26 protein-coding genes and 1 pseudogene are annotated in these 24,108 nt (G+C 72.7%); 13 read left to right on the forward strand and 14 right to left on the reverse strand.

The genetic code is table 11. The features are described 5' to 3' along the window. Positions 1-95 precede the first annotated feature (95 nt). The gene (locus AB0M92_RS11510) at positions 96-1,580 is read left to right on the forward strand and encodes a cellulose binding domain-containing protein (protein WP_366101893.1); all 1,485 of its coding nucleotides are present in this window, start codon (positions 96-98) and stop codon (positions 1,578-1,580) included. Between the two features lie 49 nt (positions 1,581-1,629). Here AB0M92_RS11510 and AB0M92_RS11515 read toward each other — a convergent pair whose 3' ends face one another. Then, positions 1,630-2,385 (reverse strand): VOC family protein, encoded by a 756-nt coding sequence (locus AB0M92_RS11515; RefSeq protein ID WP_366101930.1) that lies wholly within the window; start codon positions 2,383-2,385, stop codon positions 1,630-1,632. A 266-nt stretch (positions 2,386-2,651) separates the two neighbouring features. Between AB0M92_RS11515 and AB0M92_RS11520 the strand changes: the two genes are divergently transcribed. Beyond that, entirely contained in the window at positions 2,652-3,857 is a 1,206-nt protein-coding gene (locus AB0M92_RS11520) for an aromatic acid exporter family protein (protein ID WP_366101894.1), read from the forward strand. A 21-nt stretch (positions 3,858-3,878) separates the two neighbouring features. Here the strand turns inward: AB0M92_RS11520 and AB0M92_RS11525 are convergent, their stop codons facing one another. The 5 genes from AB0M92_RS11525 to AB0M92_RS11545 form a co-directional block, all read right to left on the reverse strand. Beyond that, positions 3,879-4,274: an SH3 domain-containing protein gene (locus AB0M92_RS11525; RefSeq protein WP_366101895.1), complete on the reverse strand. Its 396-nt coding sequence runs from the start codon at positions 4,272-4,274 to the stop codon at positions 3,879-3,881. 154 nt (positions 4,275-4,428) lie between these two features. Beyond that, entirely contained in the window at positions 4,429-4,584 is a 156-nt protein-coding gene (locus AB0M92_RS11530; RefSeq protein ID WP_359173981.1) for a DUF6131 family protein, read from the reverse strand. 123 nt (positions 4,585-4,707) lie between these two features. Continuing rightward, the gene (locus AB0M92_RS11535; RefSeq protein ID WP_366101896.1) at positions 4,708-6,180 is read right to left on the reverse strand and encodes an MFS transporter; all 1,473 of its coding nucleotides are present in this window, start codon (positions 6,178-6,180) and stop codon (positions 4,708-4,710) included. Positions 6,181-6,234: 54 nt separating this feature from the next. Then, positions 6,235-6,612 carry a hypothetical protein gene (locus AB0M92_RS11540; RefSeq protein ID WP_366101897.1) on the reverse strand — a complete coding sequence of 126 codons (378 nt, stop codon included), beginning with the start codon at positions 6,610-6,612 and terminating at the stop codon, positions 6,235-6,237. A 74-nt stretch (positions 6,613-6,686) separates the two neighbouring features. Continuing rightward, complete coding sequence (locus tag AB0M92_RS11545; protein WP_366101898.1) at positions 6,687-7,733, reverse strand: hypothetical protein; 1,047 nt, start codon at positions 7,731-7,733, stop codon at positions 6,687-6,689. A 235-nt stretch (positions 7,734-7,968) separates the two neighbouring features. Here AB0M92_RS11545 and AB0M92_RS11550 point away from each other — a divergent pair, with 235 nt between their 5' ends. Next, the gene (locus tag AB0M92_RS11550) at positions 7,969-8,142 is read left to right on the forward strand and encodes a CsbD family protein (protein ID WP_366101899.1); all 174 of its coding nucleotides are present in this window, start codon (positions 7,969-7,971) and stop codon (positions 8,140-8,142) included. Positions 8,143-8,247: 105 nt separating this feature from the next. Here the strand turns inward: AB0M92_RS11550 and AB0M92_RS11555 are convergent, their stop codons facing one another. Beyond that, positions 8,248-8,562: a helix-turn-helix domain-containing protein gene (locus tag AB0M92_RS11555; protein WP_366101900.1), complete on the reverse strand. Its 315-nt coding sequence runs from the start codon at positions 8,560-8,562 to the stop codon at positions 8,248-8,250. 264 nt (positions 8,563-8,826) lie between these two features. On the opposite strand from AB0M92_RS11555, the gene AB0M92_RS11560 reads away from it, so the two are divergent. Then, the gene (locus tag AB0M92_RS11560; protein ID WP_366101901.1) at positions 8,827-9,177 is read left to right on the forward strand and encodes an STAS domain-containing protein; all 351 of its coding nucleotides are present in this window, start codon (positions 8,827-8,829) and stop codon (positions 9,175-9,177) included. Here AB0M92_RS11560 and AB0M92_RS11565 read toward each other — a convergent pair. Further along, positions 9,114-9,647 carry an ATP-binding protein gene (locus tag AB0M92_RS11565; RefSeq protein WP_366101902.1) on the reverse strand — a complete coding sequence of 178 codons (534 nt, stop codon included), beginning with the start codon at positions 9,645-9,647 and terminating at the stop codon, positions 9,114-9,116. The genes AB0M92_RS11560 and AB0M92_RS11565 overlap by 64 nt on opposite strands. Before the next feature lie 190 nt (positions 9,648-9,837). Between AB0M92_RS11565 and AB0M92_RS11570 the strand changes: the two genes are divergently transcribed. Then, on the forward strand, positions 9,838-10,419 hold the full coding sequence (locus AB0M92_RS11570) for a helix-turn-helix domain-containing protein (protein WP_366101903.1): 582 nt from the start codon (positions 9,838-9,840) through the stop codon (positions 10,417-10,419). A 79-nt stretch (positions 10,420-10,498) separates the two neighbouring features. Here the strand turns inward: AB0M92_RS11570 and AB0M92_RS11575 are convergent, their stop codons facing one another. Further along, a complete protein-coding gene (locus AB0M92_RS11575) occupies positions 10,499-11,188 on the reverse strand; it encodes an HAD family hydrolase (RefSeq protein ID WP_366101904.1) in 690 nt (229 codons plus the stop codon). A 141-nt stretch (positions 11,189-11,329) separates the two neighbouring features. On the opposite strand from AB0M92_RS11575, the gene AB0M92_RS11580 reads away from it, so the two are divergent. Next, positions 11,330-11,683 (forward strand): PRC-barrel domain-containing protein, encoded by a 354-nt coding sequence (locus AB0M92_RS11580; protein ID WP_366101905.1) that lies wholly within the window; start codon positions 11,330-11,332, stop codon positions 11,681-11,683. A gap of 34 nt (positions 11,684-11,717) precedes the next feature. Here the strand turns inward: AB0M92_RS11580 and AB0M92_RS11585 are convergent, their stop codons facing one another. Next, complete coding sequence (locus AB0M92_RS11585) at positions 11,718-13,139, reverse strand: NADP-dependent succinic semialdehyde dehydrogenase (protein ID WP_366101906.1); 1,422 nt, start codon at positions 13,137-13,139, stop codon at positions 11,718-11,720. A 128-nt stretch (positions 13,140-13,267) separates the two neighbouring features. Between AB0M92_RS11585 and AB0M92_RS11590 the strand changes: the two genes are divergently transcribed. Next, positions 13,268-13,627, forward strand: coding sequence for a metalloregulator ArsR/SmtB family transcription factor (locus tag AB0M92_RS11590; RefSeq protein WP_366101907.1), 360 nt, complete (start codon positions 13,268-13,270; stop codon positions 13,625-13,627). Beyond that, positions 13,624-14,265 (forward strand): SRPBCC family protein, encoded by a 642-nt coding sequence (locus tag AB0M92_RS11595; protein WP_366101908.1) that lies wholly within the window; start codon positions 13,624-13,626, stop codon positions 14,263-14,265. Before AB0M92_RS11590 ends, AB0M92_RS11595 begins: the two co-directional genes overlap by 4 nt. A gap of 5 nt (positions 14,266-14,270) precedes the next feature. Here AB0M92_RS11595 and AB0M92_RS11600 read toward each other — a convergent pair whose 3' ends face one another. Next, the gene (locus AB0M92_RS11600) at positions 14,271-14,852 is read right to left on the reverse strand and encodes a hypothetical protein (protein ID WP_366101909.1); all 582 of its coding nucleotides are present in this window, start codon (positions 14,850-14,852) and stop codon (positions 14,271-14,273) included. A 114-nt stretch (positions 14,853-14,966) separates the two neighbouring features. Next, on the reverse strand, positions 14,967-16,139 hold the full coding sequence (locus tag AB0M92_RS11605; protein WP_366101910.1) for an aminotransferase class V-fold PLP-dependent enzyme: 1,173 nt from the start codon (positions 16,137-16,139) through the stop codon (positions 14,967-14,969). Between the two features lie 286 nt (positions 16,140-16,425). Between AB0M92_RS11605 and AB0M92_RS11610 the strand changes: the two genes are divergently transcribed. From AB0M92_RS11610 to AB0M92_RS11620, 3 genes are all read left to right on the forward strand, one after another. Beyond that, positions 16,426-17,127: a class I SAM-dependent methyltransferase gene (locus tag AB0M92_RS11610; RefSeq protein WP_366101911.1), complete on the forward strand. Its 702-nt coding sequence runs from the start codon at positions 16,426-16,428 to the stop codon at positions 17,125-17,127. 19 nt (positions 17,128-17,146) lie between these two features. Continuing rightward, positions 17,147-19,885: an exo-beta-D-glucosaminidase gene (locus AB0M92_RS11615; RefSeq protein WP_366101912.1), complete on the forward strand. Its 2,739-nt coding sequence runs from the start codon at positions 17,147-17,149 to the stop codon at positions 19,883-19,885. Between the two features lie 191 nt (positions 19,886-20,076). Then, positions 20,077-21,180: a mechanosensitive ion channel family protein gene (locus AB0M92_RS11620; protein WP_366101913.1), complete on the forward strand. Its 1,104-nt coding sequence runs from the start codon at positions 20,077-20,079 to the stop codon at positions 21,178-21,180. Between the two features lie 9 nt (positions 21,181-21,189). Here AB0M92_RS11620 and AB0M92_RS11625 read toward each other — a convergent pair whose 3' ends face one another. Next, a complete protein-coding gene (locus AB0M92_RS11625) occupies positions 21,190-21,687 on the reverse strand; it encodes a MepB family protein (protein WP_366101931.1) in 498 nt (165 codons plus the stop codon). Positions 21,688-21,858: 171 nt separating this feature from the next. On the opposite strand from AB0M92_RS11625, the gene AB0M92_RS11630 reads away from it, so the two are divergent. Then, on the forward strand, positions 21,859-22,860 hold the full coding sequence (locus AB0M92_RS11630) for an NAD-dependent epimerase/dehydratase family protein (protein WP_366101914.1): 1,002 nt from the start codon (positions 21,859-21,861) through the stop codon (positions 22,858-22,860). An 80-nt stretch (positions 22,861-22,940) separates the two neighbouring features. Beyond that, positions 22,941-23,693, forward strand: a complete 753-nt coding sequence (locus AB0M92_RS11635) for a hypothetical protein (RefSeq protein WP_366101915.1) — start codon at positions 22,941-22,943, stop codon at positions 23,691-23,693. A gap of 315 nt (positions 23,694-24,008) precedes the next feature. Here the strand turns inward: AB0M92_RS11635 and AB0M92_RS11640 are convergent. Next, positions 24,009-24,108: pseudogene (locus tag AB0M92_RS11640) on the reverse strand (IS5/IS1182 family transposase); the annotation flags it as partial.

Raw genomic sequence — 24,108 nt, forward strand, 5'->3', positions numbered from 1 at the left:
AACGCGCCGGCGGGGCCCGAACCGTACATTCGTCCGTTTTGGCCTCGCTAGCGTGCTGCTCGTTCCTCATCCCCCGAGCACGGAGGCAGGTCCTCATGGCTGGCCATTCCCATCGCCGTACGACGAGCGCCAAGACGAAGGCGGCCGCGGCGCTGGCCGTCGCGGCGGCCGTCGGGGGCACCGCCCTGGCACTGACCGGTACCGCACAGGCGGCCTCGGTCGGCGCGGTCTTCACCAAGTCGAGCGGCTGGACCACCGGTTACACCGGGCAGTACGTCGTCACCAACCACGGCGGCGGAACGCTCAAGGACTGGACCCTTGAGTTCGACCTGCCCGCCGGGACCTCCCTGGCCTCCCTCTGGAACGGCGAACACACCGTCAACGGGCAGCACGTGACGGTCAGACCGGCCAAGTGGGACACGGCCGGGCTCGCGGCCGGCGGCTCGGTCACCGTCGGGTTCGTGACCACGGCGAGCGCCGACGCGGGCAGTCCCACGGGGTGCCTCATCAACAAGGAGAAGTGCTCTCCCGCGACCGGACCTACGCCCAGCCCGAGCGGCCGGCCCACCACCGCCCCGACGGCTTCCGCCTCGCCCACCGCCAAGCCGACGAGCGCGCCCACACCGACGGCCACCACCGCGCCCACGGCGAAGCCGACTCCGACCGTTCGCCCGGGCGGCACCACCGCGCCGGCCGGGTTCGCCCCGTACGTGGACACCTCGCTCTACCCGGCTTTCGACCTGCTCGACACGGCCGCCAAGACGGGCGTGAAGGAGTTCAACCTGGCCTTCATCACCTCCGGCGGCGGCTGCTCCCCGCTCTGGGGCGGCGTCACGTCCCTGGGGGACGACCGGGTCGCCTCGCAGATCTCCGCCCTGCGGGGCAAGGGCGGTGACGTGCGGGTGTCGTTCGGCGGTGCGGCCGGGTCCGAGCTGGGCCTGGCGTGCGGCTCCGCCGCCGATCTCGCCGCCGCGTACGGCAAGGTGGTGGACACGTACCGGCTCACCAAGGTGGACTTCGACATCGAGGGTGCGGCCCTGCCCGACACGGCGGCGAACACCCGGCGCGCACAGGCCATCGCGCAGCTGCAGAAGTCACATCCCGGGCTCGACGTCTCGTTCACCCTGCCCGTGATGCCGGAGGGGCTGACGCAGCCGGGCGTCGACCTGATCGCCAACGCGAAGCGGAACGGGGTGGCGGTGTCCGCCGTCAACATCATGGCGATGGACTACGGCCCGGCGTACGGCGGTGACATGGGCGGCTACGCCATCCAGGCGGCCACCGCGACGCAGGCGCAGATCAAGGGCGTGCTGGGCCTGAGCGAGGCGGCGGCGTGGAAGGCGGTGGCCGTGACGCCGATGATCGGGGTCAACGACGTCGCCGTCGAGGTCTTCACGCCGGACGATGCCAAGCAGCTCGTGGACTTCGCCCGCTCCAAGGGCCTCGGCTGGCTCGCGATGTGGTCGGGCGCCCGTGACAAGCAGTGCCCGGGCGGCGCGAAGAACTCCGCGGACGCGACGTGCTCGTCCGTACTCCAGGAGCCGCTGGCCTTCACGAAGGCCTTCGCCGCCCGCGGCTAGGGACACGCCATAGGACTGGCGCGGCCCGGGCATCGGCGAACCGCCTGCGTCATCCGAGCCGTGTGGTGGGCCCCGCCCCGTTCTGGAGGGCCACGATCGTGAAGAGGGCGCCGTCCGGGTCGGCCAGGGTGATCCGGCGGCTCGCGGGCGTGGTGTGCACGGGTGAGACGGTGCGGCCGCCGAGCCGGGTGGCGGTCTCGACCGCGGCTTCGAGGTCCGGCACGTCGAAGTGGACGTGCCAGCGCGGCCGGACCTGCGGGTCCGGGGCCTCCTCGACGGCTCCGCCGCTGATCACGGCGACGGTGTCGCGGCCGCGCCGGATGACCACGTGGTCCTGCTCGTACGAGACGTCGCAGCACCCGGATCGCTCGCAGGCCCAGTCGAGGACCTCGCCGTAGAACACGGCCGCCGCGAACGCGTCGCGGGTGCGCAGTTCGAGCCAGGCGGCCGCGCCGCGGGGATGGGCCGTCCAGTCCGGGATCACTTCGCCCTGCCAGAACCCGAAGACCGCCCCGTCGGGGTCGGCCGCGAGCGCGGCCCGCCCGGTCCCGAAGGCCAGCGGGCCCACCCCCATCGTGGCCCCGCGCTCGCGCACCCGGGCGGCGGTGACGTCCGCGTCGTCGACGGCGAAGTACGGGGTCCACGCCACCGGCACCCCCAGGCTGCGGGCGAGCCCGCCGATTCCGGCGACCGGGATCCCGTCGCGCATCGCGACGCAGAACCCCTCGCCGAGGCGGGTGGGGCGGAACCCCCAGCCCAGCACGGCGCCGTAGAACTGCTGGGCGGCATCGAGGTCGCCGGTCATCAGACTGACCCAGCACGGCGCCCCGAACACCTCATGGCTTGACGTCGACACCTGCTCCGACCTCCCTCGACCTCCCCCCGACCCACCCTAGCCCCGGGCCGGGTGACCGGCTTCGAGGCCGGGCCGCGCGGGCCGGAAGACACCCCTGGGCCATACGGGGCAGCCGCCCCGGCCGGGGGGAGCCGGCCCGGACCGCCTCGCGTACGGTGGTGCTTAAGTGATCTATGTGACGCGTGGTGCCGCCGACTCCGGGAAGGCTCGCACGTATGCCCGAAGTCATCGTCACCGTACGCACCCTCGTCAGCCGCCGCCGTGAGCCCGTCGTCGTACAGGCCATCCGGTCGACGGCGGCGGCCGTGGTGTCCTACGTCGTCGCGCTCTGGTTGAGCAGCGAACCGGCGCCACTGACCGCACCCCTGACCGCGTTGCTCGTCGTCCAGGTCACCCTCTACACCACCCTCACCACCGGCATCCGCCGGGTGAACTCGGTGGTCGCGGGCGTCCTCGTCGCCATCGGGTTCAGCGCCCTCGTCGGCCTCACCTGGTGGAGCCTGGGCCTGGTCATCCTCACCTCGCTCGTCGTGGGCCATCTGGTGCGGGTCGACGAGTTCGTCCCCGAGGTCGCGATCAGCGCGATGCTGGTGCTCGGCGTGACGCGGGTGGCGGCCACCGCCTGGGACCGGGTCCTGGAGACGCTGATCGGGGCGGTCGTGGGACTCCTGTTCAACGTCTTCCTCGCGCCGCCCGTGTGGGTCGCGCCGGCGAGCGAGGCGATCACCTCGCTCGCCGGCCGCATGCGCGACCTGCTGGTCCACCTCGGCGACGAGCTGGCGGAGCACACCCCGGTGGAGAAGGCGGCGGCCCGGCTGCACGAGGCCCGGCGGCTGGACAACGACATCACGGGCGTGGACGCGGCGCTGCGGCAGGCCGAGGACAGCCTGCGGCTCAATCCCCGCGTGAAGGAGGGTCTCCTCTTCCGTCTGGTGCTGCGCACCGGACTGGACACGCTGGAGATCTGCGCCGTCGTCCTGCGCGTCTGCTGCCGCACCCTCACCGACCTGGCCAAGACGCGTACGGACGGCCCGCTGTTCCAGGACCACCTCGCCGAGGCGCTGCGTGAGCTGTTCGCCCACATGGCGAGCGCCGTCGAGAACTTCGCCGTGCTGATCACGGCTCAGATCAGCGCGAGCGCCGAGGAGGCGGAGGTCCGTCTGACGCAGGAGCTGGCCGCCGCGCGCCTCAGCCGTCAGCGGGCCGCGCGACTGCTGCAGGAGGAGGCGCGAGCGAGGCCCGGGACCTGGCAGCTGTACGGGGCCCTGCTCGCGGAAGCCGACCGGGTGCTGGACGAACTGGGCGTGGAGAAGCGCTCCGAACGGCTCGTGGAGGAGCTCGACCGGCATTCGCGCGCGCAGCGCGTCCGTCGCCCGTGGCTCAGCCGGCTGTGGCGCGACCGCTCGCCCGCCGACCGGTAGGGCGCGTCGGCGCGCAGCCCGTCAGCACCACCGGACCGGCGTGTAGTTGTGCACGAAGCGGGCCGAGACCCAGCCCGGCTCCCCGTGCAGCCGGTACCAGATGTTGTTGCCCTCGACCGAGGAGCCCTTGGCCTGGCAGGACAGTTGCACCTTCTCGAACGGCTCCAGCGAGCCGAGCACCTTCGCGGAGGTCGTCGCCCTGGCCCGCACGTGGAGGGTGACGCGGCTGACCACCACGCCCTGCACGTGCGCGGACTGGGCGGACTCGACGGAGGTTTCGGGCGCGGCGGGCGCGGCGGCCGTGGCCTCGCCCGGCACCGGCTGCGCCACGGCCGCCGGGGCGCCTTGGAGCAGCAGCCCCATCCCCAGGGCGGCCATCGCCATCACCGTCTGAGCCCGCTTGTTGTGCTGCCCCATGTGTGTCTCCCGTCCCGTGGCGCATGCCTCGGCCCGCCTGTCCCGGCCGGCCCGCTTTCGACATTGCCTCGGGAGACGCCCCCCGGTCCGGCGACCTGCCGCCCACTCGCCCCAATGGCGCAGCGGTTCCCCGAATGGCACGGTCCGTCGGCGGTCACCAGTAGTGGTTGCGCCCTCCCACCGCGTGCCCGACGGAGCCGAGCACCCAAAGGATGAGGCCGATGACGGCGAGGATCAGACCGATCGTCCACAGAATCGAGATTCCGGTGACGAAGCCGATGATCAGAAGGATCACTCCGAGGATAATCACGACTACCTCCAAGCGCCCGGCACCTGGAAGCACCGGAACACCCTGCGTGTACCATCCACGCCGCGTTTCATGCCTGGAGGAGGCAGGAAATCCACGGAGTACGGGGAGGGACGCCGACGGCCGTCAGGCGGCCCCGCCGCCGGTGTCGCGGGCCGACAGGGGGGTCGCGATCTGCTCCAGGGGCTTGCCTTCCGCGGCCACCGCGAAGAAGACGGCCACGATCCCCGCGGCCACCATCAGCGCGGCGCCGATGCAGAAGGCCAGCACCGTGTCGGAGACCACGCCGCTCGACGTGAGACCGGCGAAGACCAGGGGACCCGAGATGCCGCCGGCCGCCGTTCCGATCGCGTAGAAGAAGGCGATGGCCATGGCCCGCGTTTCCATCGGGAAGATCTCGCTGACCGTGAGGTACGCCGAACTCGCCCCGGCCGAGGCGAAGAAGAGGACCACGCACCAGCATGCCGTCATCGTGACGGCGTTGAGCACTCCGGCGCCGAAGAGCCAGGCGGTGCCGAAGAGCAGCAGGCCCGACAGCACGTAGGTGCCCGCGATCATCGGGCGGCGGCCCCAGGTGTCGAACAGCCGGCCGAGGAAGAGCGGGCCGAAGAAGTTCCCGACGGCGACGACGGCGAAGTAGTAGCCCGTGACGGTGCTGGAGACGTCGAAGAAGCGGATCAGGATGCTGCCGAACCCGAAGGTGATGGCGTTGTACAGGAACGCCTGGCCGATGAACAGGGACAGCCCCAGGACGGCGCGGCGGGGGTAGGAGCGGAACACGGTCTTCGCGATGAGGCCGAATCCGATGCCGTGGCGCTGGGTGACCGTGATGGACTCCGCGGCCTCGGGTAGCGGTTCGCCCTTCTCCGCCTCCACCCGCCGTTCGATCTCGGTGACGAGCTGCTCGGCCTCCTCCGCCCTTCCGTGGATGAACATCCAGCGCGGACTCTCCGGCACGTGACGCCGTACGAGGAGGATCACCAGGCCCAGGACCACGCCGAGCGCGAAGGTGAGCCGCCAGCCGACCGAGGGCGGGAGGATGTTCACGTTCAGCGCGAGGACGGACAGCAGCGCGCCGGCCACCGCGCCGAGCCAGAAGCTGCCGTTGATGATCAGGTCGACCCGGCCCCGGTACTTGCCGGGGATGAGTTCGTCGATGGCGGAGTTGATGGCCGCGTACTCGCCGCCGATGCCGAATCCGGTGAGGAAGCGGAAGAGGAAGAACCACCAGGCGGAGAACGACACCGCGGTGAGTGCCGTCGCCGCCAGGTAGACGCCCAGGGTGACCAGGAAGAGCTTCTTGCGGCCGTACAGATCCGTCAGCCGCCCGAACACCAGCGCACCCGAGCAGGCCCCCGCCACGTACAGCGCGGCCGCAAGGCCCGTGACCTGGGCGTCGGTGATGTCGAGGCCGCTGCCCTCCTCGGACAGCCGGCCCGCGATGCTTCCGACGACCGTGACTTCGAGGCCGTCCAGGATCCATACGGTCCCCAGGCCGACCACGATCATCCAGTGCCACCGCGACCAGGGCAGCCGGTCCAGGCGTGCCGGGATCTTGGTGGTGACGGTCGCCGTCTCCCGCTCGTCCAGCTCAGACATGTGTGTGCGACTGCCCTGGCGGCACCGGCCCAAACGGGGCCGCCGGAGTGAGGTCTACGGTTCGGAGTAGCTGAAGTCGCCCATCGTCCAGGCGCTGACGTCCTTGATGGCGATCCGGTACATCCCTCCGGTCTCGGGGATGCCCACGGTGCCCTGGAGGATGCGGGCGACGTGGAAGTGCAGGTAGGAGGGTGTCGGCGGGGTCTTCGGTACGGGATCGCCGTCGTCGGCGTCCATGAACAGGCTCGCGAACGTACCGAGCCGGTCCGAGTCGGCGAGGACCTCGGCCACCCGGCGGCGCCACGCGCTCTCGGGGGCCAGGCGGCCGGTGATGACGGCGCCGTCCACCAGGACGGTCAAGGACATCTGATTGGTCTGCTGCGATTCCACAGCGGCGGCGATGGCAACGAGCAGGTCGTCAGGCTTCGACATGGGCAGGAATGCTACAAGCATCCGGCCCCGGGCCGGGCGTGTTCACCCGTGCGCCGGGGCGGGGAGGGCGAATTTCAGGCGGCGAAACCGATGTGCACGTGGTCGTGGTGCGTGGCGTCGGAGAAGAACTGGTTCGGCCGGGTGCCGCCCGAAAGTCGTACGGGGCCGCCGACGTTGTACGAGCCCGCGGCCGCCGCCGCACGCATGAAGGCGGTGACGAGGCTCCGGGGCGTCGCGGGGTCGACGACGGGTCGGCCGTCGACGGCCCAGACGTCGAAGGCCCGGCCGAGCGGGTGGTCGCTCGGCCGGCTCGTCCCGAACACGTCGATCGGGTGTCCCGACCGCACGACGCTGACCGAGACCCGGTAGGTGTCGGCGAGCCGGAGCATCGCGCGCAGCACGCTCTCGTGCACGGCGCCGCTGCGGATGTCCGCGGCCGAGCCGGGCGGCAGCTCGATCCGGGGCTGGGCCAGCACGGCCCGCGCGGCGGCGCTCGGTGTCGCCGCGGGTCCCGGCCGGCCGGGGTGCAGCGCGGTGACCGACCAGCCCGCGGAAGTGCGCTCCAGCCGTACGTCGACGGTGGTTCCGCCCTCGCGGACGGTGGAGCCGGTACGGGTGGACTGGGCGCAGGGGATCAGGACGCTCGCCGTGTCGGGCAGGAGGCCGCCGTACTGGGCGTCGATCACGCGGACGACCGCTTGGTCCGCCGCGGGGGTCAGCGGGCCCGCTCCGGCCGCGAACCTGGCGGCCAGGGGTGCGGAGATGCCCAGTGCCGCGGCACGGGCCGTGGCGTTGCGCGGGCCGCCCCGGCCCGCCGGCCAGGTCCCGAGCGCCTCGACGAGCCGTACGGCGGCGAGTTTGACAGCGGGTTCGATCTCGCCCGGCCCCGGCCGCCACGGAACGGCGGCGGGAAGCGCCCCCGAGGTCGCCGGGGCGGTGGCGTGCGCGGCCTCGGCGGGCGTACGCACTCCTGCGGCGGCCGGGGTCCCCGCACCCCTCGTGCAGCCGGCGGCCGTGGCGCACCAGGCGGCCGTGCCCAGCAGCAGGGAACGGCGCCCGACCGCGCCGGACGGGCTCGTGTGCGGCACGGGACGCAGGACCATGGCCGGCTCCTCGGACATCCGGGGACGAGACGCGACGGCCGTGACCACCGGGCGTCACGGGCAACTTCGCACCCCCGCGCCGCTTCCTGCCCCACCGCCCTGGCCGGTGGCCCCCTTCTCCCCCGTACGGGTGTCCTCCGTCCGGCGTCCGGACGCCCGTGGGCGGCCACGGGCTCCGGCGGCGGGTTTACCGCGGGCCATACGGGTCAGACGCCAGAGCGTCCGCAGTTCCCTTCCCAGTGGAGGACCCACCATGTCCGGTGAACAGAAGGCCAAGGCCAAGCGGGAGCAGGCCAAGGGCAAGCTCAAGGAGACGGCGGGCCGGGCTGTCGGCAACGAACGGCTGACCGCCGAGGGCCGCGCCGAGAAGGCGAAGGGCGACGCCCGTCAGGCCAAGGAGAAGATCAAGGACACCTTCAAGGACTGACTGGCTCCCTCAGGAGACGGGCTCACGAGACAGGCCTCCCGGCACCCTTGCGGTGCGGGAGGCCTGCGCGTGCGCGTCGCCCGACCGCCCGGGTGCAACGGTGCGCTACCGCCTCAGCGAGGGCGTGTCGTCGGCGAGCAGGGAGAGGAGGCCGGCGACCTCGTGGCCGGCCTCGGCCGGGTGCCGGAACATCGCGCCTTCGGCGATCTCGTACCGGTTGCGCCTGCCGTCGCGCGAGCGGCTCAGGTAGCCGTCCGTTTCGAGGTCGGCGACGATCGCCTGGACCGTCCGCTCGGTGAGTCCGCAGGTGGCCGCGACATCGCGCAACCGGACCCCGGGATCCCGGGAGATCGCCACGAGGACCCGTGCGTGATTCGTCAGGAAGGTCCAGGACGGACGGCGCTCGGAGCTGCTTTCCATGGCTCCATCATGCGCCGCACCATTCGTGTGAGACAAGTCGTGCAAGGCGGTTCGCGCAAAATGAATCGCGTAACCCAAGACACGTAATCCAAGACGTGTAAGAGAAGACGCGAAATAGTTTTCCAGTAATCCTTGACGTACGACCGCGCCCGGCGCACGATCGAGACGGCAGCGATCCGACTGGGCCAAGGGAGTCGGGAGATGTCTCCAGCTCGGGAAAGCGCGAGGTCGGCACGGGCTGACGACGAACGGTCGACCATCCGTGTGGAACCGGACGGCAAGGGCGGCGCACTCGTCGTCCTGGCCGGAGAAATCGACCAGGACTGCGCCTCGGAACTCCGGGACGTCCTCGTCTCCGCCCTGGGCGCCTACGCCCGCGGGCTGGTGCTCGACCTCGCCGACGTCACCTTCTGCGATTGCGCCTGCCTGAACGTCCTGCTGCGGGTCCGCCTGGAGGCGGGCGCCGACCCCGTGCAGCAGGTCCCGCGCTTCCGGGTCCGCAACATCAGTCCCCGGGTACACCGGCTGCTGGAGTTGACGGGCACCCTCGCCTACTTCCCGAACGGCTCCGGCCCCGGTGCGCATCCGGCCGGGGACGGCCAGGCCCGCGCCTGATACGGGGCCGCCACCTCGAACCAGACGGTCTTGCCACCGCCGCGGGGCACCACCCCCCAGCGCCTGGCCAGCAGGTTCATCATCATCAGGCCGTATCCGCCCGGCGTCCCCCGCACCGTCGGGGTCCTCAGCCGCGGATACGCGCGGCTGGCGTCGCTGACCTCGATCCGCAGATCGTCCGCGCGGGGAAGGGCGGCATCCGGGCCGCGCGCGCCGAGCCTCAGCACGAGCTCCGTGGGGCCTCCCCCGTGCCTGACCGCGTTGGTCACCGCCTCGGAGACCAACAGCAGGACGTCCTCGACGACGGCGTCGCGTTGCTCCTGCGTGAGCCCGTCCGGGTGTTCCGGTGGGGGCCAGGCCCAGTCCGCCAACACGCTGCGGCAGAAGGTGCGACAGCGCCCGACCACCGTGGCCGCGCCGTACAGGCCGAGCCGCCTCGTCCGGACCCCTGATCCCGTCGGCTCGCTCATCTCCGGCTCCACGTTGCCTCCGGTTCCGCGCCAGCGCCCCCGCTCCCCCATGGGCCCCTACCCCCGATGCCGGAATGAAACCTGCCCGACCGGCCCTGCCGAGGCTCGGCGCGGCGACGGACGCGCCCGCCCAAAAGCGCAACGGATGGTGTTAGTTAGCCGCTAGCCGCCGCGCGGTAGGATGGTCGGCATGACCGGGACGACGGGGCGCCGCGAGCGCAAGAAGGCCCAGACCCGCAAGGCTCTGGCCGACGCCGCCATGCGGCTCTTCACCGAGCGCGGCTTCGACGACGTGGGCGTCAGGGACGTGGCCGAGGCGGCGGACGTGGCGGTGACGACCCTGTTCAAGCACTTCCCGAGCAAGGAGGCGCTCGTCTTCGACGAGGACGAGGGCAAGGAGGCCGCCCTGGTCGCGGCCGTCCGCGACCGGTCCCCGGGCCAGTCCGTCCTGCGCGCCCTGCGCGACCACCTGGCGCACACCCTCGTGGGGACCGGTCAGGGCTCCCCCGAGTTCGCCGCGCTCACGAAGCTGGTGGAATCGACGCCCGCCCTGCAGGAGCACCTGGACCGGATGTGGCTGCGGCACGAGAAGGCGCTGCTCGCCGCCCTCACGGAGGCCACCGGCGTCCCCGAGGGCGATGTCCGCACCGCCGCGCTGGCACGCTTCGTCATGGCGAGCCCGAGCCTGGCCCGCGGCCACGACGATCCGCAGAAGGCCTTGCACGAGGTGTTCGACCTGCTGGAAGACGGCTGGGAGAACGCCGCGTCCTGACTCCGGAGCACGCGGGCGCGCGGCGGGCGGCTGCGGCTCCCCGCTCCCCGCTTGCCGCTCGCCGCTCGCCGCTTGCAGCTCAGGCGAAGGGGCTCCGGTCGAGCCGGCCGAGGAGGTCGGCAGGGTCCCGGTAGACGGCGCGGGCTCCGGCCTCTTCGAGGTCGAGGCGCGGGATTCCGCCGCACAGCAGGCCCACACCCGCGACTCCGGCTCGGGCGGCGGCCTTCATGTCCCACACGGTGTCGCCGACGAACACGGAGGCGTGCGCGGGCGCGTCGACGAGATCGAGGGCGTGGTGGACGGGGTCGGGCGCCGGCTTGCCCTCGTCCACGTCGTCGGAGCCGGCGGTGGCCGCAATGACGTCGTCGGCGCCGACGGCCCGCCTGAGCGCGTCGAGTTCTCCGCTGCCGGCGGAGGTGACGAGCACGACCCGCCAGCCGCGCCGGTCGAGCGCCCGCAGCAGTTCGTCCGCGGCGTCGATCCGGGGCAGCCGGTCGAAGTACGTGCCGTAGAGCGTGTCGTGCGCGGCGCTGAGCGCCTCGTCCTCGCCCGTGTCCCGTTCCTGCCCGTCGCCCAGCAGATGAACGAGCAGGTCCTCGCCCGGCAGGCCGATCGCCCGGTGGACGGCGTGCATCGACACGTCGTGCCCCGCCTGCCGGAGCGCCTCCCACCAGCAGACGACGTGCAGGTGATTGGTGTCGGCGAGCGTTCCGTCGACGTCGAACAGAGCCGCTCGGTTCTCCCGGCCCCTGCGATTCACGCGGTGCATACGTGCCCTCCTTCGCGCCGGACCGCCCGCGTTGCGCCTACCCCCAGGGGCCCCCCGCATGCCCGGCCCGAGGTGTGGGGCGGAGCCGGGCGGGCAGGCGCGCCGGTGGAACGGTCGAGCAGGACGGAGGAGTGAAACGCCATGATCAATCTGTGGATCTACCGCGAGACGTCGGGACGCCTGGCGGGGACCGACCTGACCGGTTACAAGGTCGAGGCGCTGGACGGCTCCATCGGCAAGGTCGACAAGCACTCCGACGAGGTCGACTCGTCCTACCTGGTCGTCGACACCGGCCCGTGGATCTTCGGCAAACACGTACTGCTGCCGGCGGGAACCGTCAGCCTCATAGACGTGGACGAGCACAGGATCGACGTCGACCTCACCAAGGAGCAGATCAAGTCCGCGCCCGAGTTCGACAGGGAGAAGCACCTCGGGGACGCGGACTACCACAGCGCCCTGGTCGCCCACTACGGCGGCATGTCGCACCGGGCCTGAGCCCGGGGGTGGCCCCCCTCCGGCCCGGCAGCGCCTACGAGCCGTTGCCGGGCTCGGCCGCGTGCCAGACCGTGGTCACGTTGCAGAACTCGCGGATGCCGTGGCCCGAGAGCTCGCGCCCGTACCCCGAGCGCTTCACGCCGCCGAAGGGCAGCGCCGGGTGGGAGGCGGTCATGCCGTTGAAGAAGACGCCGCCGGCCTCGATGTCCCGTACGAAGCGCTCCTGTTCCGCCTCGTCACGGGTCCACACGTTGGAGCTCAGGCCGAAGGGCGTGTCGTTGGCGAGCTCCACGGCCTCGTCGAGGTCCCGCACCCGGTACACGGTGGCCACGGGGCCGAAGGCCTCCTCGCGGTGGATGCGCATCTGCGGGGTGATGCCGGTGAGGACGGTCGGCTCGTAGAACCAGCCCCGCGCCAGGCCCTCCGGCAGGTCCCTCGGCCGCCGTCCGCCGCACAGGGCCGTCGCCCCGAGGCCCACGGCGTCCTCGACGAGCGCCTCGACGTCGGCGCGCCCCTGCTCGGTGGCGAGCGGACCGACGTCCGTGGACTCCGACAGCGGATCGCCGACGGTCAACGCGGCCATCCGGGCCGTGAAGGCCCGGGTGAACTCCTCGTGGACGTCGGCGTGCACGAGGAACCGTTTGGCCGCGATGCAGGACTGGCCGTTGTTCTGCACCCGGGCGGTGACGGCGACCTCGGCGGCCCGTGCGACATCGGCCGACGGCATCACCACGAAGGGGTCGCTGCCGCCCAGCTCCAGGACGGTCTTCTTCACCTCGTCCCCGGCGACCGCGGCGACGGCCCGGCCCGCCGGCTCGCTGCCGGTGAGGGTCGCCGCCGCGACCCTGGGGTCGCGCAGGATGCCCTCGACGGCCCGGGAGGACACCAGCAGCGTCTGGAACACCGCCGCCGGGAATCCCGCGCGCCGGAAGAGATCACCCAGGTAGAGCGCGGTCTGCGGCACGTTCGACGCGTGCTTGAGCAGCCCCGCGTTGCCCGCCATGAGGGCGGGCGCCGCGAAACGGACCACCTGCCAGAGCGGGAAGTTCCACGGCATCACCGCGAGGACCACGCCCAGCGGCCGGTAGTGGACCCGGGCGCGGGAGGCTCCGGAGTCCGCCACCTCGTCCTGCGCGGGGTGCTCGTCGGCGAGCAGTGCCTCGGCGTTGCGCGCGTACCAGCGCATGGCCTTCGCGCACTTCGCCGCCTCCGCCCGGGCCGCGGCGAGCGGCTTGCCCATCTCGATCGTCATCGTGCGGGCGATGTCGTCCCGCTCCTGGTCCAGCAGCTCGGCCGCGCGGTCGAGGAGGCGGGCGCGCTCGGAGAAGCCCGTCGTGCGGTAGGCGCGGAAGGCCGCGTGGGCGGCCGCCAGGCGCTGCTCGACCTGCCCGGCGTCCAGCTCGTCGAAGGTCTTGAGCGTCTCGCCGTTGGCGGGGTTGACGGTTGCGATGGGCACGTCCGGCCCTCCTCGTCCTCGATGCGTCGAACCGAACCGGACCGTACCGGCCGCGCCCCGTTCGCGCGGCGCGGCTCGCGGGGCGACTCCTATCTAAGTCGTTGCTTATATAAGTGGTGGATGGCATAGTGGGAGCCGTGCACGCCTTTGACGTACTCGGAGACCCCGTACGGCGCCGGATATTGGAGCTGCTCGCTGCCGGTGAGCAGCCGTCCGGCGCCGTCAGCGAGGTGATCCGGGAGGAGTTCGGGATCTCCCAGCCCGCCGTGTCGCAGCACCTGCGGGTGCTGCGGGAGAGCGGCTTCGCCGTGGTGCGGGCGGAGGGGACCCGGCGGTTGTACGCGGTCCGGGCCGAGCCGTTGCGCGAGGTCGACGCGTGGCTGGACCGGTTCCGCGGCTTCTGGGAGCAGCGGTTGGACGCGCTGGGCACGGAGCTCGCGCGGGGCCGCCGAGAGCGGCGGGAACAGGAACGAGGAGAGGCGCGATGAGCGACATCGTCCGGCAGATCAACGACGTCCACCGCGAGGTCGGCCGCCGCGAGGCGGGCGGCGAGGAGGCGCGGACCGTACTGCTGCGCCGTACGTACCCGGCCGGCGCCGAGGACGTGTGGGACGCCTGTACGAGCCCGGCGCGGCTCGGGCGGTGGTTCCTCCCGGTCAGCGGCGACCTGCGCGAGGGCGGGCACTACCAGACGGAGAGGAACGCGGGCGGGAAGATCCTGCGGTGCGAGCCGCCGAGGCTGCTGCGGGTGAGCTGGGTGATGGGCCAGGCGCCCGGGTTCAGCGAGGTGGAGGTGCGGCTGACGCCCGAGGGCCCGGAGCGGACCGTCCTGGAGCTCGAACACGTGGCGGTGGTGGAGCCGGAGTTCTGGGGCCGGTACGGGCCGGGGGCGGTCGGCGTCGGCTGGGACCTCACCGTGCTGGGGCTCGGAATGCATCTGGAGGGCAATTCCGTGGACCCCTCGGAGGCGGTCGCGTGGATGGCGTCCGACGACGCCCGGGCCTTCATGACCGCCAGCAGCGAGGCCTGGGGCGGGGCGCACACCGCCTCCGGGGAGACGGCGGCGGCCGTGGCCCCGGCGGTGCGGGCGACGACGGAGTTCTACGTACCCCCGAAGCCGCAATAGCCCGCCTACTCGTCCCGGAAGGGGCCCGCGGCGGCCACCAGCGTGCTCAGGACGAGCAGGACCACGGCGCCCAGACCGGCCGTCCAGGACGAGCCCTCGCCCTCCGGCGCCGGGGACACCCGGCGCCGGGGGTCGTAGGCGACGCGGATCTCCCCGCCCGCGGCTGCCAGGCGCCGCTCCTCGGTGAGCTCGTCCGGGTAGCCGCCGGGGCAGTTCAGCAGGTGGCGGTAGACGGTCCGCGAATTCGGGGGCCCTTCGCCCGCGGAACTCGTCACCTGTTCCTTGACCTCGCGGACGACGCACGGGGCCACCTCCGCGCGCGACTGCGCCTGATCCGTGGCCGTCACCGTGAGCAGCAGCCCCAGCGCCAGGAAGAGCGCCCCGAACAGGCTCCGGCTGCCCCGGACGCAGGCGAAGTACACCACCGATGCCCCGAGCACCAGGACCGCTCCGCCCACCAGCGCGACCCCGTCGGACGGCGCCGAGGCTGCTGCGTAGCACCAGCGCGCCCAGCCGTACACGGCCGCGGCCGCCACGACGGGCACCAGCGCGGCGAGCCGCCACACCTTCGGTTCGACCTCTGACATGAACACCACCCCCTCCCCCGCAGGGACGCCGCGGGCCCGGGGATGGTTTCCCCAGGATTCCGCCGCGTCACGCGACCCCCCGGGGTGTCCTCCGTCGCCCCTGCCCGGGGGCTCTCACCAGGAGCGGTTCAAGGCGGCGTCCAGCGCGCTCAGCAGCTGCTCGATGTCGGCTCCGGTGGTGTGCAGATGGGGGCTGATCCGGATGGCCGAGCCGCGGGCCCCGACGAACACGTTCGCCTCCTCCAGCGCCGCGACCACCCTCTGCTGGAGGCGGTCGGGGACCGTGATGCCGAGCATGTGCGGGCCGCGCGGCGCCGGGACCGGCAGGCCCCGTTCCCGCGCCGCCGAGGCGATGCGGGCGGTGGTGGCCGCCAGGGTGACGGCGATGCGGGGCACGGTCCAGGCGGACAGCTGCTCCAGGGCGGCGAGCGCCATGGGGGTGAGCTCGAAGGCGGTGCGCGCGCCCACGTCGAAGCGGCGGGCTCCGGGCTGGTACTCGGTGCGGTACTCGACGAGCCGCCCGAAGTCGTCGGAGTCCTTGCGCACGATCCAGTTCTCCTCCAGCGGCCGACCGTCCTGACGGGCCGGGGCCACGTACAGGTAGCCGAGGCCGAAGGGGCCGAGCAGCCACTTGTAGCCGACGCTGACGAGGAAGTCGGGCCTCAGCGTGTGCACGTCGATCGGGATGGCCCCCACGGACTGGCTGGCGTCGATGACGAGGGCGGCGCCCGCGGCCCGGGTGGCTTCGGCGATCCGGTCCAGGTCGAGGAGGGCGCCGTCGGTCCAGTGGACCCGGGGCACCGAGACCACGGCCACGCCCTCGTCGAGCGCGTCGAGCGCGTCGAGGACGGCCTCGGTCCAGGTCTGGCCGGGCTCGCGCCCAACGGTGAGCATCGAGGCCCCCGTCCGCTCGGCGAACCGCCACCAGGTGTAGATCCCGGACGGGTACTCGCCGTCGAGGACCAGGATCCGCTCGCCGGCCCGCGCCGTGAGGTTGGCGGCGGCCACCGCGAACCCGTAGCTGGTCGCCGGTACGAGGGCGATGTCATCGGCCGCGGCCCCGATGAGGTCCGCGAACAGCGCCCGGCGCCGCTCGGCCCCGCTGAACCAGTCGGGTCCCAGGAGCCGCCACGGCTGGGCGCGTTTGAGCAGGGCGGCCTCGCCCGCGACGAGGCCGGTGCGCAGGGTCGGAGCCACGCTGGCGGTGTTGAAGTAGGCGAGGCCGTCGGGGATGTCGAACAGCTCGCGGGCGTTGGGGAGCGGCTCGCTGCCGACAGGCGAGGTCATGGCGTGCCTTTCGCGTCGTTCGGGGGCCGAAGGCCCCCACCCTGCCCGCCTCGCGGGGCCGGAAACATCAGCCGCCCCGGCGGACCGGCGCACTCGCCCCACTTGGCCGACCGGCGTACTGGCCCCACTTGGCCGACCGGCGCCGTCGGGGGACGGGACGGGCGCGCCGCGACCGCCGGCCGGCCCGCCGGGCCGATAGTGGGGAGCTGTGAACAACGGGTCAGCGGGACATGAGGAAGAGGGCGGCCCCTGGTCCGGGCCTGCCGGGGCAGAGGCGTACTCGGCGATGGAGGCGGCCACGAACTGGCTGCTCGGCTATCCGTTCGTGTTCGAGGTCCTGTCCCGCCGGATCGGTGAGGACGAGCTGCTCGTGGACTACGGCTGCGGGCCGGGCCGAGTGGCCGACCGGGCGGCGCGCGTACTGGGCGCGCGGGTGGTGGGCGTGGACACCTCCGCCGAGATGCTGGCGCTGGCCCGCAGCACGGCGCCGGCGGTCGCGGAGTTCCACCTGGTCAGGGACGGCCGGGTGACGGGCCTGCCCGACGGGTGCGCGGACGCGGTGATGTGCAATCACGTGCTGGCCTCGCTGGCGACCGAGGAGGCGCTGCTCGGGGTGTTCGCCGAGATCCGCCGCCTGCTGCGGCCCGGGGCCCCGTTCGTCCTGCTGACCACCGACCCCGACTGCACGGAGCTGGAGTACGCCTCGCTGCGCGTGGGCGTTCCGGGGGCCTCGTACCGACTGGGCGAGGAGATGCCGCTGCGGCTGCTGCGCACCGACGGGAGCTGGCAGGAGGTACGCAACCACGCCTGGCCCGTCGACCGGCTGCCGATCCTCCTCGAAAGCGCCCGCTTCCGCGAGGTCAGCCAGCGCCGGCCCACCGTGGACGAGGCTCTGGCCCTCGCCGACCCGGGTCTGGTGCGCCGCCACCCGTGGACCGCCGAGCGGGCCGCGCCGCCCCTCGTGATCACCTCCGCCCTCGCCGCCTGACCTCCCGGAGGCCGCCACCGTGTCCCCCTCCCGTGTCCGCGTCGTCCGCCGGCAGGCCTCGGTCCTGGCCGTGCTCGGCCTGTTGGGCGCGCTCGTCGCGGGTGCTCCCGCCGCGGCTCCCTCCCCGCGCGCGGCAGACGTACGGGCGGTGACCGAAGTCTCCGGGACGCCGGGAAGCACCACGCCCCTGTCCGCGTACGCCATCCGGTCGACGGCCGAGGTCCCGGACGCGGCGGCCGTCGTCTCCGCCCCGGGCTACCGGACGACCGGCTGGCACCCGGCGGGGTCCCGCTCCACCGTGCTCGCCGCCCTGGTCGCGGACGGCACCCGTCCCGACCCGTTCCACTCCACCGACCAGCAGCACATCCCGGCCGCCGATTTCGCCGTGCCGTGGTGGTTCCGCGCCGAGTTCACCGTGGCCGACGCGTCCGCGCGCACGTACCTGGACTTCAGCGGCGTCGTCTCCGCGGCCGACGTGTTCGTCAACGGCGAGCAGGTCGCCACGGCGTCCGCCGTCGCCGGCGCGTACACGCACCACGAGCTCGACGTCACCGCCCTCGTGCGGGCCGGCGCCAACGCGGTGGCCTTCCGCGTCAAGCCGAACGATCCCCGCAAGAACCTCACCATGGGCTGGCTCGACTGGTTGCAGCCGCCGCCGGACGAGAACATGGGCATCGTCCGCGACGTGCTCGTACGGCGCGGCGGCCCCGTCGCCCTGCGCGACGCGCACGTGGTGACGAGCCTGGCGCTGCCCTCCCTGGCCTCCGCGGACCTGACCGTCAAGGCGAAGGTCCGCAACGAGACGGCCGGGGCCGTCACCGCCGCCGTCTCCGGCACCATCGGGCCGGGGATCGCCTTCCGCCGGGACGTGCCCCTGCGCGCCCACGAGACGAAGACGGTGGCCTTCACCCCGGCCGACACCCCGCAGCTGCGCCTGGAGCGGCCGCGGGTGTGGTGGCCGGCCGGGATGGGCGCGCAGGAGCTGTACGAGCTCGACCTGTCCGTCGCGGTGTCCGGCGCGGGCGTCTGCGACCGCATCCGCCACGGCTTCGGGGTCCGCAGCGTGCGCGCACCGCTGAACAAGGACGGCGCCCGCCAGTACTGGGTCAACGGCCGGCCGCTGCTCGTCCGGGGCGCCGGCTGGTCCCCGGACGAGCTGCTGCGCTGGGACGCCACCTACGCGGAGGACCGGCTGGCGTACGCACGGGACCTGGGCCTCAACACCCTGCGTCTGGAAGGGCACCTCGAACACGACGAGTTCTTCGACCTCGCCGACCGGTACGGGATCCTCATCCTGCCCGGCTGGCAGTGCTGCACCAAATGGGAGGGCGAGGTCAACGGCACCGAGGCCGGAGAGAGCTGGACGGCGGCCGACCACGCCGTCGCCACGGCCTCGATGGCGGCCGAGGCGGCCCGCCTGCGCGATCACCCCAGCGTCATCTCGTTCCTCATCGGCAGCGACTTCGCCCCGGACGCGGAGATCGAGGAGGGCTACCTGGACGCCCTGAAGGCCGCCGACTGGCCGACTCCGGTGATCCCCGCCGCCTCCGCAAAGTCGGCGCCGCTGACGGGCGCCTCGGGGATGCGGATGCCGGGACCCTACGAGTGGGTGCCGCCCGGCTACTGGTACGACAAGCGGGAGGGCGGGGCGACCGGCTTCAACTCCGAGACCAGCGCGGGCCCCGACATCCCCACCCTCGACACCCTGCGCCGCATGATGGCCCCGGCCGAGCTGACCTCCCTCTGGAAGGACCCGGCCGCGCCGCAGTACCACCGCTCGCCGTCCCGTACGTACGCCACCCTCAAGGTGTACGACGACGCGCTGAGCGGCCGCTACGGCGCGCCGCGCGGCCTGGAGGACTACGTCGCCAAGGCGCAGCTCGCCCAGTACGAGAACGTCCGCGCGCAGTACGAGGCGTACGCGCGCAACGCCACCGACGCCTCGAAGCCGTCGACGGGGGTGATCTACTGGATGTTCAACAGCGGCTGGACCTCGCTGCACTGGCAGCTCGTGGACCGCTACCTCGACCAGAACGGCGCCTACTTCGGCGCGAAGAAGGCGAACGAGCCGCTGCACGTCCAGTACTCGTACGACGACCGGACGGTGGCCGTCGTCAACCGCCGTGCGGCGCCGGTGTCGGGGCTGACCGCCCGGGTCTCCCTCTTCAACACCGACGGGACGCCGAAGTACGACCGGACCGTGACGGGACTCGGCGTCGGCGGGGACGGCGCGAAGACGACCGCGCTGACCGTCCCGGCGTCGGTGGACGGACTGTCCACCACCTACCTCGCACGGCTGCTCCTGACGGACGCCGACGGGCGCGAGGTGAGCCGCAACGTGTACTGGCTCTCCACGCGCCGGGACGTCCTCGACTACACCGAGAGCAACTGGTACATCACGCCGACCACGGCCTACGCCGATCTCACCGGGCTGCGGTCCATGGCGCGGGCGACCGTCTCCGCCACGGCGACGACGACGAGCGCGGGTGCCGACGCGCCCTCGACCTCCACCACGGTCGTCACCGTACGGAACACCGGGACCGGCAACACCCCGGCCCTGCTCACCGACCTCCACCTGGTCGACGGGAAGGACACCCCCGTCCTGCCCGTCCGGTGGTCCGACAACCAGATCAGCCTCTGGCCCGGCGAGTCGGCCACCCTGACGGCGACCTACCGCACCGCGGACCTGCACGGGTCCGCCCCCAGGATCCGGATCTCCGGCTGGAACACCCCGACGGCCACGGTCCCGGCCGCCTGACACCGGCCCGCCTGCGCGGGGCTGCGAGGTCATGGGGCAGGATGGCAGCCCGTTCCGGAATGCGTACACGCGCCCGAACGCGGCTCCACGCACGACAAACTGACAGGTGACAAGGTGATGACACACCTCATACGACGGCCCGCGCGGCCCGTCGCCACTGCCCCGGTCCGGCGCCGAGCGGAGGGCGTCCGTTGAACCGGGAACTCCTCGTGCACGACTGGCTGGTGGCCGGGATCGCGCTCGCCGCGGGAGCGCTCGCCGGGCTGCTGCTGCGGGCCCTGATGCGGTGGCTCGGCCGGCACGCCGAGCGGACGCGCTGGAGCGGGGACGACGTCATCGTCGACGCGCTGCGCACCCTGGCCCCCTGGGCGGCCGTCATCGCCGGCGTCGCGGTGGCCGCCTCCACCCTGCCGCTCACGACGCGGGTGCTGGGGTTCGTGAACCAGTCCCTGACCGCCGTGCTCATCCTCATCGCCACGATCAGCGCGGCCCGGGTCGTCGCGGGGCTCGTCCAGTCGGTGGCGGGGGCGCGGACCGGCGTGGCCGGATCGGCGTCCATCTTCGTCAACATCACGCGGATCGTGGTCCTCGTGATGGGTGTCCTGGTCGCGCTCGAAACGGTGGGCGTGTCCATCGCACCGCTGGTCACCGCCCTCGGGGTCGGCGGTCTGGCGGTGGCCCTGGCCTTGCAGGACACCCTCGCCAACCTCTTCGCGGGCGTCCACATCCTCGCCTCGAAGACCGTGCAGCCCGGTGACTACATCCGCCTCACGAGCGGGGAGGAGGGGTACGTCGTCGACATCAACTGGCGCAACACCGTGGTCCGCAACCTGTCGAACAACCTGGTGATCATCCCCAACAACCGTCTCGCGCGGACGAACATGACCAACTTCACCCAGCCCGAACAGCAGTTGTCGATCCTGGTCCAGGTGGGTGTGGGCTACGAGAGCGACCTGGAGCACGTGGAGCGGGTCACCCTCGACGTGGTCGACAGCGTGATGGCCGACATCAACGGCGCGGTCCCCGACCACGAGGGCAAGGTCCGCTTCCACACGTTCGCCGATTCCCGGATCAACTTCACGGTGATCCTGGGCGTCGGCGAGTTCAGCGACCAGTACCGGATCAAGCACGAGTTCATCAAGCGCCTGCACCAGCGGTTCCGGACGGAGGGCATCTCCATCCCCGCGCCCACCCGCACGGTCGCCCTCCACCACGAGGGGCCCGCCGCTCCGGTGCTGCCGCCGGTTCCGCACCAGCGCGAGGCCCCGCCGCGTTCGCCCGCCGCCACCGGCTGAGCCGCGCCCTTACGAGCGGTACAGCTCCTCGGCGCGGGCCAGGTCGACGGCGCCGTCCCGTGGCAGGTGGAGGAAGTGTTCCACCTGCCACGCCCGGGCGCGGTCGGCCTGGCGGTTGGCGGTGGCCACCCAGGGCGGGTAGACGCGGAAGCCCCGCTTCCCGCCCGAGCCGTCCACCGATACGACGCCGTGCCGGCGCAGCGCCTCCACCGGGAAGACGAACTGGCCGAAGCCGTCGTCGTCATGGCAGCTGATGACGAACAGGTCGACACCGTCCGCGGTGTCGAAGGGCCGGATGGGGCCCTGCGCCGACCGCACCCACACGGTGACGAACTGGCCGACCTTGGTGGGCGTCGTCTTGGCCGCGCGGAACCGGACGGCACGCCCGTCCAGGGTGAGCGCGTGCGCGGCGTACGCGCCGCCCTCGGCCTCGGGAACCGGCTGCGGGCAACTGAATCCGCACGGGTCGTAGACGCGCGACTTCGCCGCGAGGAGATCGCCGGGCATCCCGGCGGCCTCCGGCCACTCCTCGGGGCCGGCGGGGTGGGGGCGGGGGTCGGCGGAGCCGTGGTGGATCGTCATCCGCCCACCCTGTCATGGATCCGGCAGGTCTTACGGATCGGTGACGTGCGGCCGGGACGGCGCCGGTACGGGCGCCCCTGGGCATAGCGTCGGATCATGCGCGTACTTGTGACTGGAGGAGCGGGCTTCATCGGCTCGCACATCGTCTCCGAGCTGGCCGGCCGCGGCCACGAGCCGGTGGTGTTCGATCTCGCGGAGGACGGAAGGGACGTACGGGATCCCGGCCAGGTGCGCGACGCACTGGCCGGGATCGACGCCGTCTGCCACCAGGCGGCCAAGGTGGGCCTGGGCAAGGACTTCGGCGACGCGCCGGCGTACGTATCGGCCAACGGCCTCGGTACGGCGGTCCTGCTGGCCGAGATGGCGGGGGCGGGGGTGCGCAGACTGCTCCTCGCGGGGTCGATGGTCGTCTACGGCGAGGGGCGGTACGCGTGCTCCGCGCACGGTGTGGTGCGGCCCGGCCCGCGCGCCGAGTGCGATCTGGCGGCGGGCCGGTTCGAGCCGCGCTGTCCGCGCTGCGGCGCCGAGCTGGCGCCCGGCCTGGTCGGGGAGGACGCCCCGATGGACCCGCGGAACGTCTACGCCACCACCAAGCTGGAACAGGAGCACCTCGCAGCCTCCTGGGCGCGGGCCACCGGCGGCTCCGCGATCTCGCTGCGCTACCACAACGTGTACGGGCCGGGGATGCCGCGCGACACCCCGTACGCGGGGGTCGCGGCGCTGTTCCGTTCCGCGCTGGCGCGGGGCGAGGCGCCGCGCGTCTTCGAGGACGGCGGTCAGCGGCGGGACTTCGTCCACGTACGGGACGTGGCGACGGCCAACGCGGTGGCGCTGGAGGCCCTGCTCGGCGCGCCGGACGGCTTCACCCCGTACAACGTCGGCAGCGGCGATCCACGGACCGTCGGCGACATGGCCAAGGCGCTGGCCGCCGCGTGCGGGGGCCCGGACCCGGTGGTCACGGGCGAGTACCGGCTGGGCGACGTCCGGCACATCACCGCCGACTCGGCGCGCCTGCGCCGGGTCCTGGACTGGCGGCCCGTGGTGCCGTTCGCGGCGGGCATGGCGGAGCTGGCGGCGGGGGCGGACGCCACCACCTAGCGGCGCCTCGGCGTGTTCGTGCCCGCCCGATATCCTGGTGGTCCGACATCGGGGGCTTTCCTCTCAGGAAGGGCAGCACGATGAATCGGCAGACGAACCGGCACCGGCTCCTGGTACTCCTCGCGGCCCCGCTCCTCGTCTCCTCGGTCGCCCTCGCCCCCGCCGTCGCGGCCCAGGGCCGCCCGGTGGGGGCGGAGGCCGCCCGGGTCCCGGCGGCTCCGTCCTGCGAGCTGAGTCCGGGCAGTGGCGGTGGCAAGCCGGCCGGGAACGCGCGCTACGACCTCCACCTCAGCGGATTCGCCCCGAACCAGTCGGTGCGGGTCGAGGGGAAGTCCTCCTTCCGGGCCACCGTGAGCGGCGACGGCTCACTCGACCGGCAGGGCGTCCGCTACGGCACGTACGGCGTCGACTACCGGGACGGCGGCTCGAAGCAGGGCAGGCACGTCACCTGTACCACCCCGCCCCGGGAGGATCCGGGCGGCGGCAAGGGGGACGTGAAGGTCACCAAGGTCGAGGTGATGGCCCTGACCAAGTCCGGGACGACGGTCGACTGCACCACGCCGCCCAAGTTCGAGTTCGACGGCAGGATCACGGGCAGCGGAAAGGGCAGCGTCGGCTACTACTGGACGTACAACTCCAGCGCCGACCCGATCGCCTCGGGCAAGGCCGAATTCACCCCGGGCATCGTGAGCGTGTCCCTCTTCAAGGGGGTGAGCGCGCCGGTCATGGCCAACTCGTCGACCGTGACCGTCTACCTCACGCTGCACGTGCCGGACGCGGGCCTGACCGGGCGCAGCGAGAGCGTGACGCTCACCTGCCTGAACCACGGCTGACCTCCTGCGGGTGGCCTGACCGGCCGTCCCCCCAGGGGGTGTCCGCGAAGTCCCGCCCGCCCCGCGGCCCCCGGCACCCCCTAGGTCGTGTCGTCAAAGTCTCGTCTGGTCGGCGGGGTCTGGCACGCACGCTCGCCGCGTTGTCGTCGGTCACCGACGCTCCGCGTCGATTCCCTCCTCCGCCTCGCGATCGCACGCACCAGACCCCGCCGACCCCTCCCTCCCGGGCGGACGACGCCACTTTGACGACACTCCCTAAAGGGTGTTGCAGAAGGTCTGTCGTGGGCGGGCCTGAGTGGCTTTTGACCTGTTGTTTCACCGTGTCATGGCGAGGTTGTGCATGGTGGCGACGGCTTGGACGGCGTGGTGGAGGCCGTCTCCTTTCTGGCGGCAGTCGCGGAGGATCTTCCAGTTC

It is taken from the genome of Streptomyces sp. NPDC051582 (assembly GCF_040681715.1).
GTDB lineage: Bacteria > Actinomycetota > Actinomycetes > Streptomycetales > Streptomycetaceae > Streptomyces.

Excerpts from the sequence above, each read along its gene's own strand:
- AB0M92_RS11510 (WP_366101893.1), top strand. The coding sequence starts at position 96 with ATGGCTGGCCATTCCCATCGCCGTACGACGAGCGCCAAGACGAAGGCG.
- AB0M92_RS11515 (WP_366101930.1), bottom strand. The coding sequence starts at position 2,385 with ATGACCGGCGACCTCGATGCCGCCCAGCAGTTCTACGGCGCCGTGCTG.
- AB0M92_RS11520 (WP_366101894.1), top strand. The coding sequence starts at position 2,652 with ATGCCCGAAGTCATCGTCACCGTACGCACCCTCGTCAGCCGCCGCCGT.
- AB0M92_RS11525 (WP_366101895.1), bottom strand. The coding sequence starts at position 4,274 with ATGGGGCAGCACAACAAGCGGGCTCAGACGGTGATGGCGATGGCCGCC.
- AB0M92_RS11535 (WP_366101896.1), bottom strand. The coding sequence starts at position 6,180 with ATGTCTGAGCTGGACGAGCGGGAGACGGCGACCGTCACCACCAAGATC.
- AB0M92_RS11540 (WP_366101897.1), bottom strand. The coding sequence starts at position 6,612 with ATGTCGAAGCCTGACGACCTGCTCGTTGCCATCGCCGCCGCTGTGGAA.
- AB0M92_RS11545 (WP_366101898.1), bottom strand. The coding sequence starts at position 7,733 with ATGTCCGAGGAGCCGGCCATGGTCCTGCGTCCCGTGCCGCACACGAGC.
- AB0M92_RS11550 (WP_366101899.1), top strand. The coding sequence starts at position 7,969 with ATGTCCGGTGAACAGAAGGCCAAGGCCAAGCGGGAGCAGGCCAAGGGC.
- AB0M92_RS11555 (WP_366101900.1), bottom strand. The coding sequence starts at position 8,562 with ATGGAAAGCAGCTCCGAGCGCCGTCCGTCCTGGACCTTCCTGACGAAT.
- AB0M92_RS11565 (WP_366101902.1), bottom strand. The coding sequence starts at position 9,647 with ATGAGCGAGCCGACGGGATCAGGGGTCCGGACGAGGCGGCTCGGCCTG.
- AB0M92_RS11570 (WP_366101903.1), top strand. The coding sequence starts at position 9,838 with ATGACCGGGACGACGGGGCGCCGCGAGCGCAAGAAGGCCCAGACCCGC.
- AB0M92_RS11575 (WP_366101904.1), bottom strand. The coding sequence starts at position 11,188 with ATGCACCGCGTGAATCGCAGGGGCCGGGAGAACCGAGCGGCTCTGTTC.
- AB0M92_RS11580 (WP_366101905.1), top strand. The coding sequence starts at position 11,330 with ATGATCAATCTGTGGATCTACCGCGAGACGTCGGGACGCCTGGCGGGG.
- AB0M92_RS11595 (WP_366101908.1), top strand. The coding sequence starts at position 13,624 with ATGAGCGACATCGTCCGGCAGATCAACGACGTCCACCGCGAGGTCGGC.
- AB0M92_RS11600 (WP_366101909.1), bottom strand. The coding sequence starts at position 14,852 with ATGTCAGAGGTCGAACCGAAGGTGTGGCGGCTCGCCGCGCTGGTGCCC.
- AB0M92_RS11605 (WP_366101910.1), bottom strand. The coding sequence starts at position 16,139 with ATGACCTCGCCTGTCGGCAGCGAGCCGCTCCCCAACGCCCGCGAGCTG.
- AB0M92_RS11610 (WP_366101911.1), top strand. The coding sequence starts at position 16,426 with ATGGAGGCGGCCACGAACTGGCTGCTCGGCTATCCGTTCGTGTTCGAG.
- AB0M92_RS11625 (WP_366101931.1), bottom strand. The coding sequence starts at position 21,687 with ATGCCCGGCGATCTCCTCGCGGCGAAGTCGCGCGTCTACGACCCGTGC.
- AB0M92_RS11630 (WP_366101914.1), top strand. The coding sequence starts at position 21,859 with ATGCGCGTACTTGTGACTGGAGGAGCGGGCTTCATCGGCTCGCACATC.
- AB0M92_RS11635 (WP_366101915.1), top strand. The coding sequence starts at position 22,941 with ATGAATCGGCAGACGAACCGGCACCGGCTCCTGGTACTCCTCGCGGCC.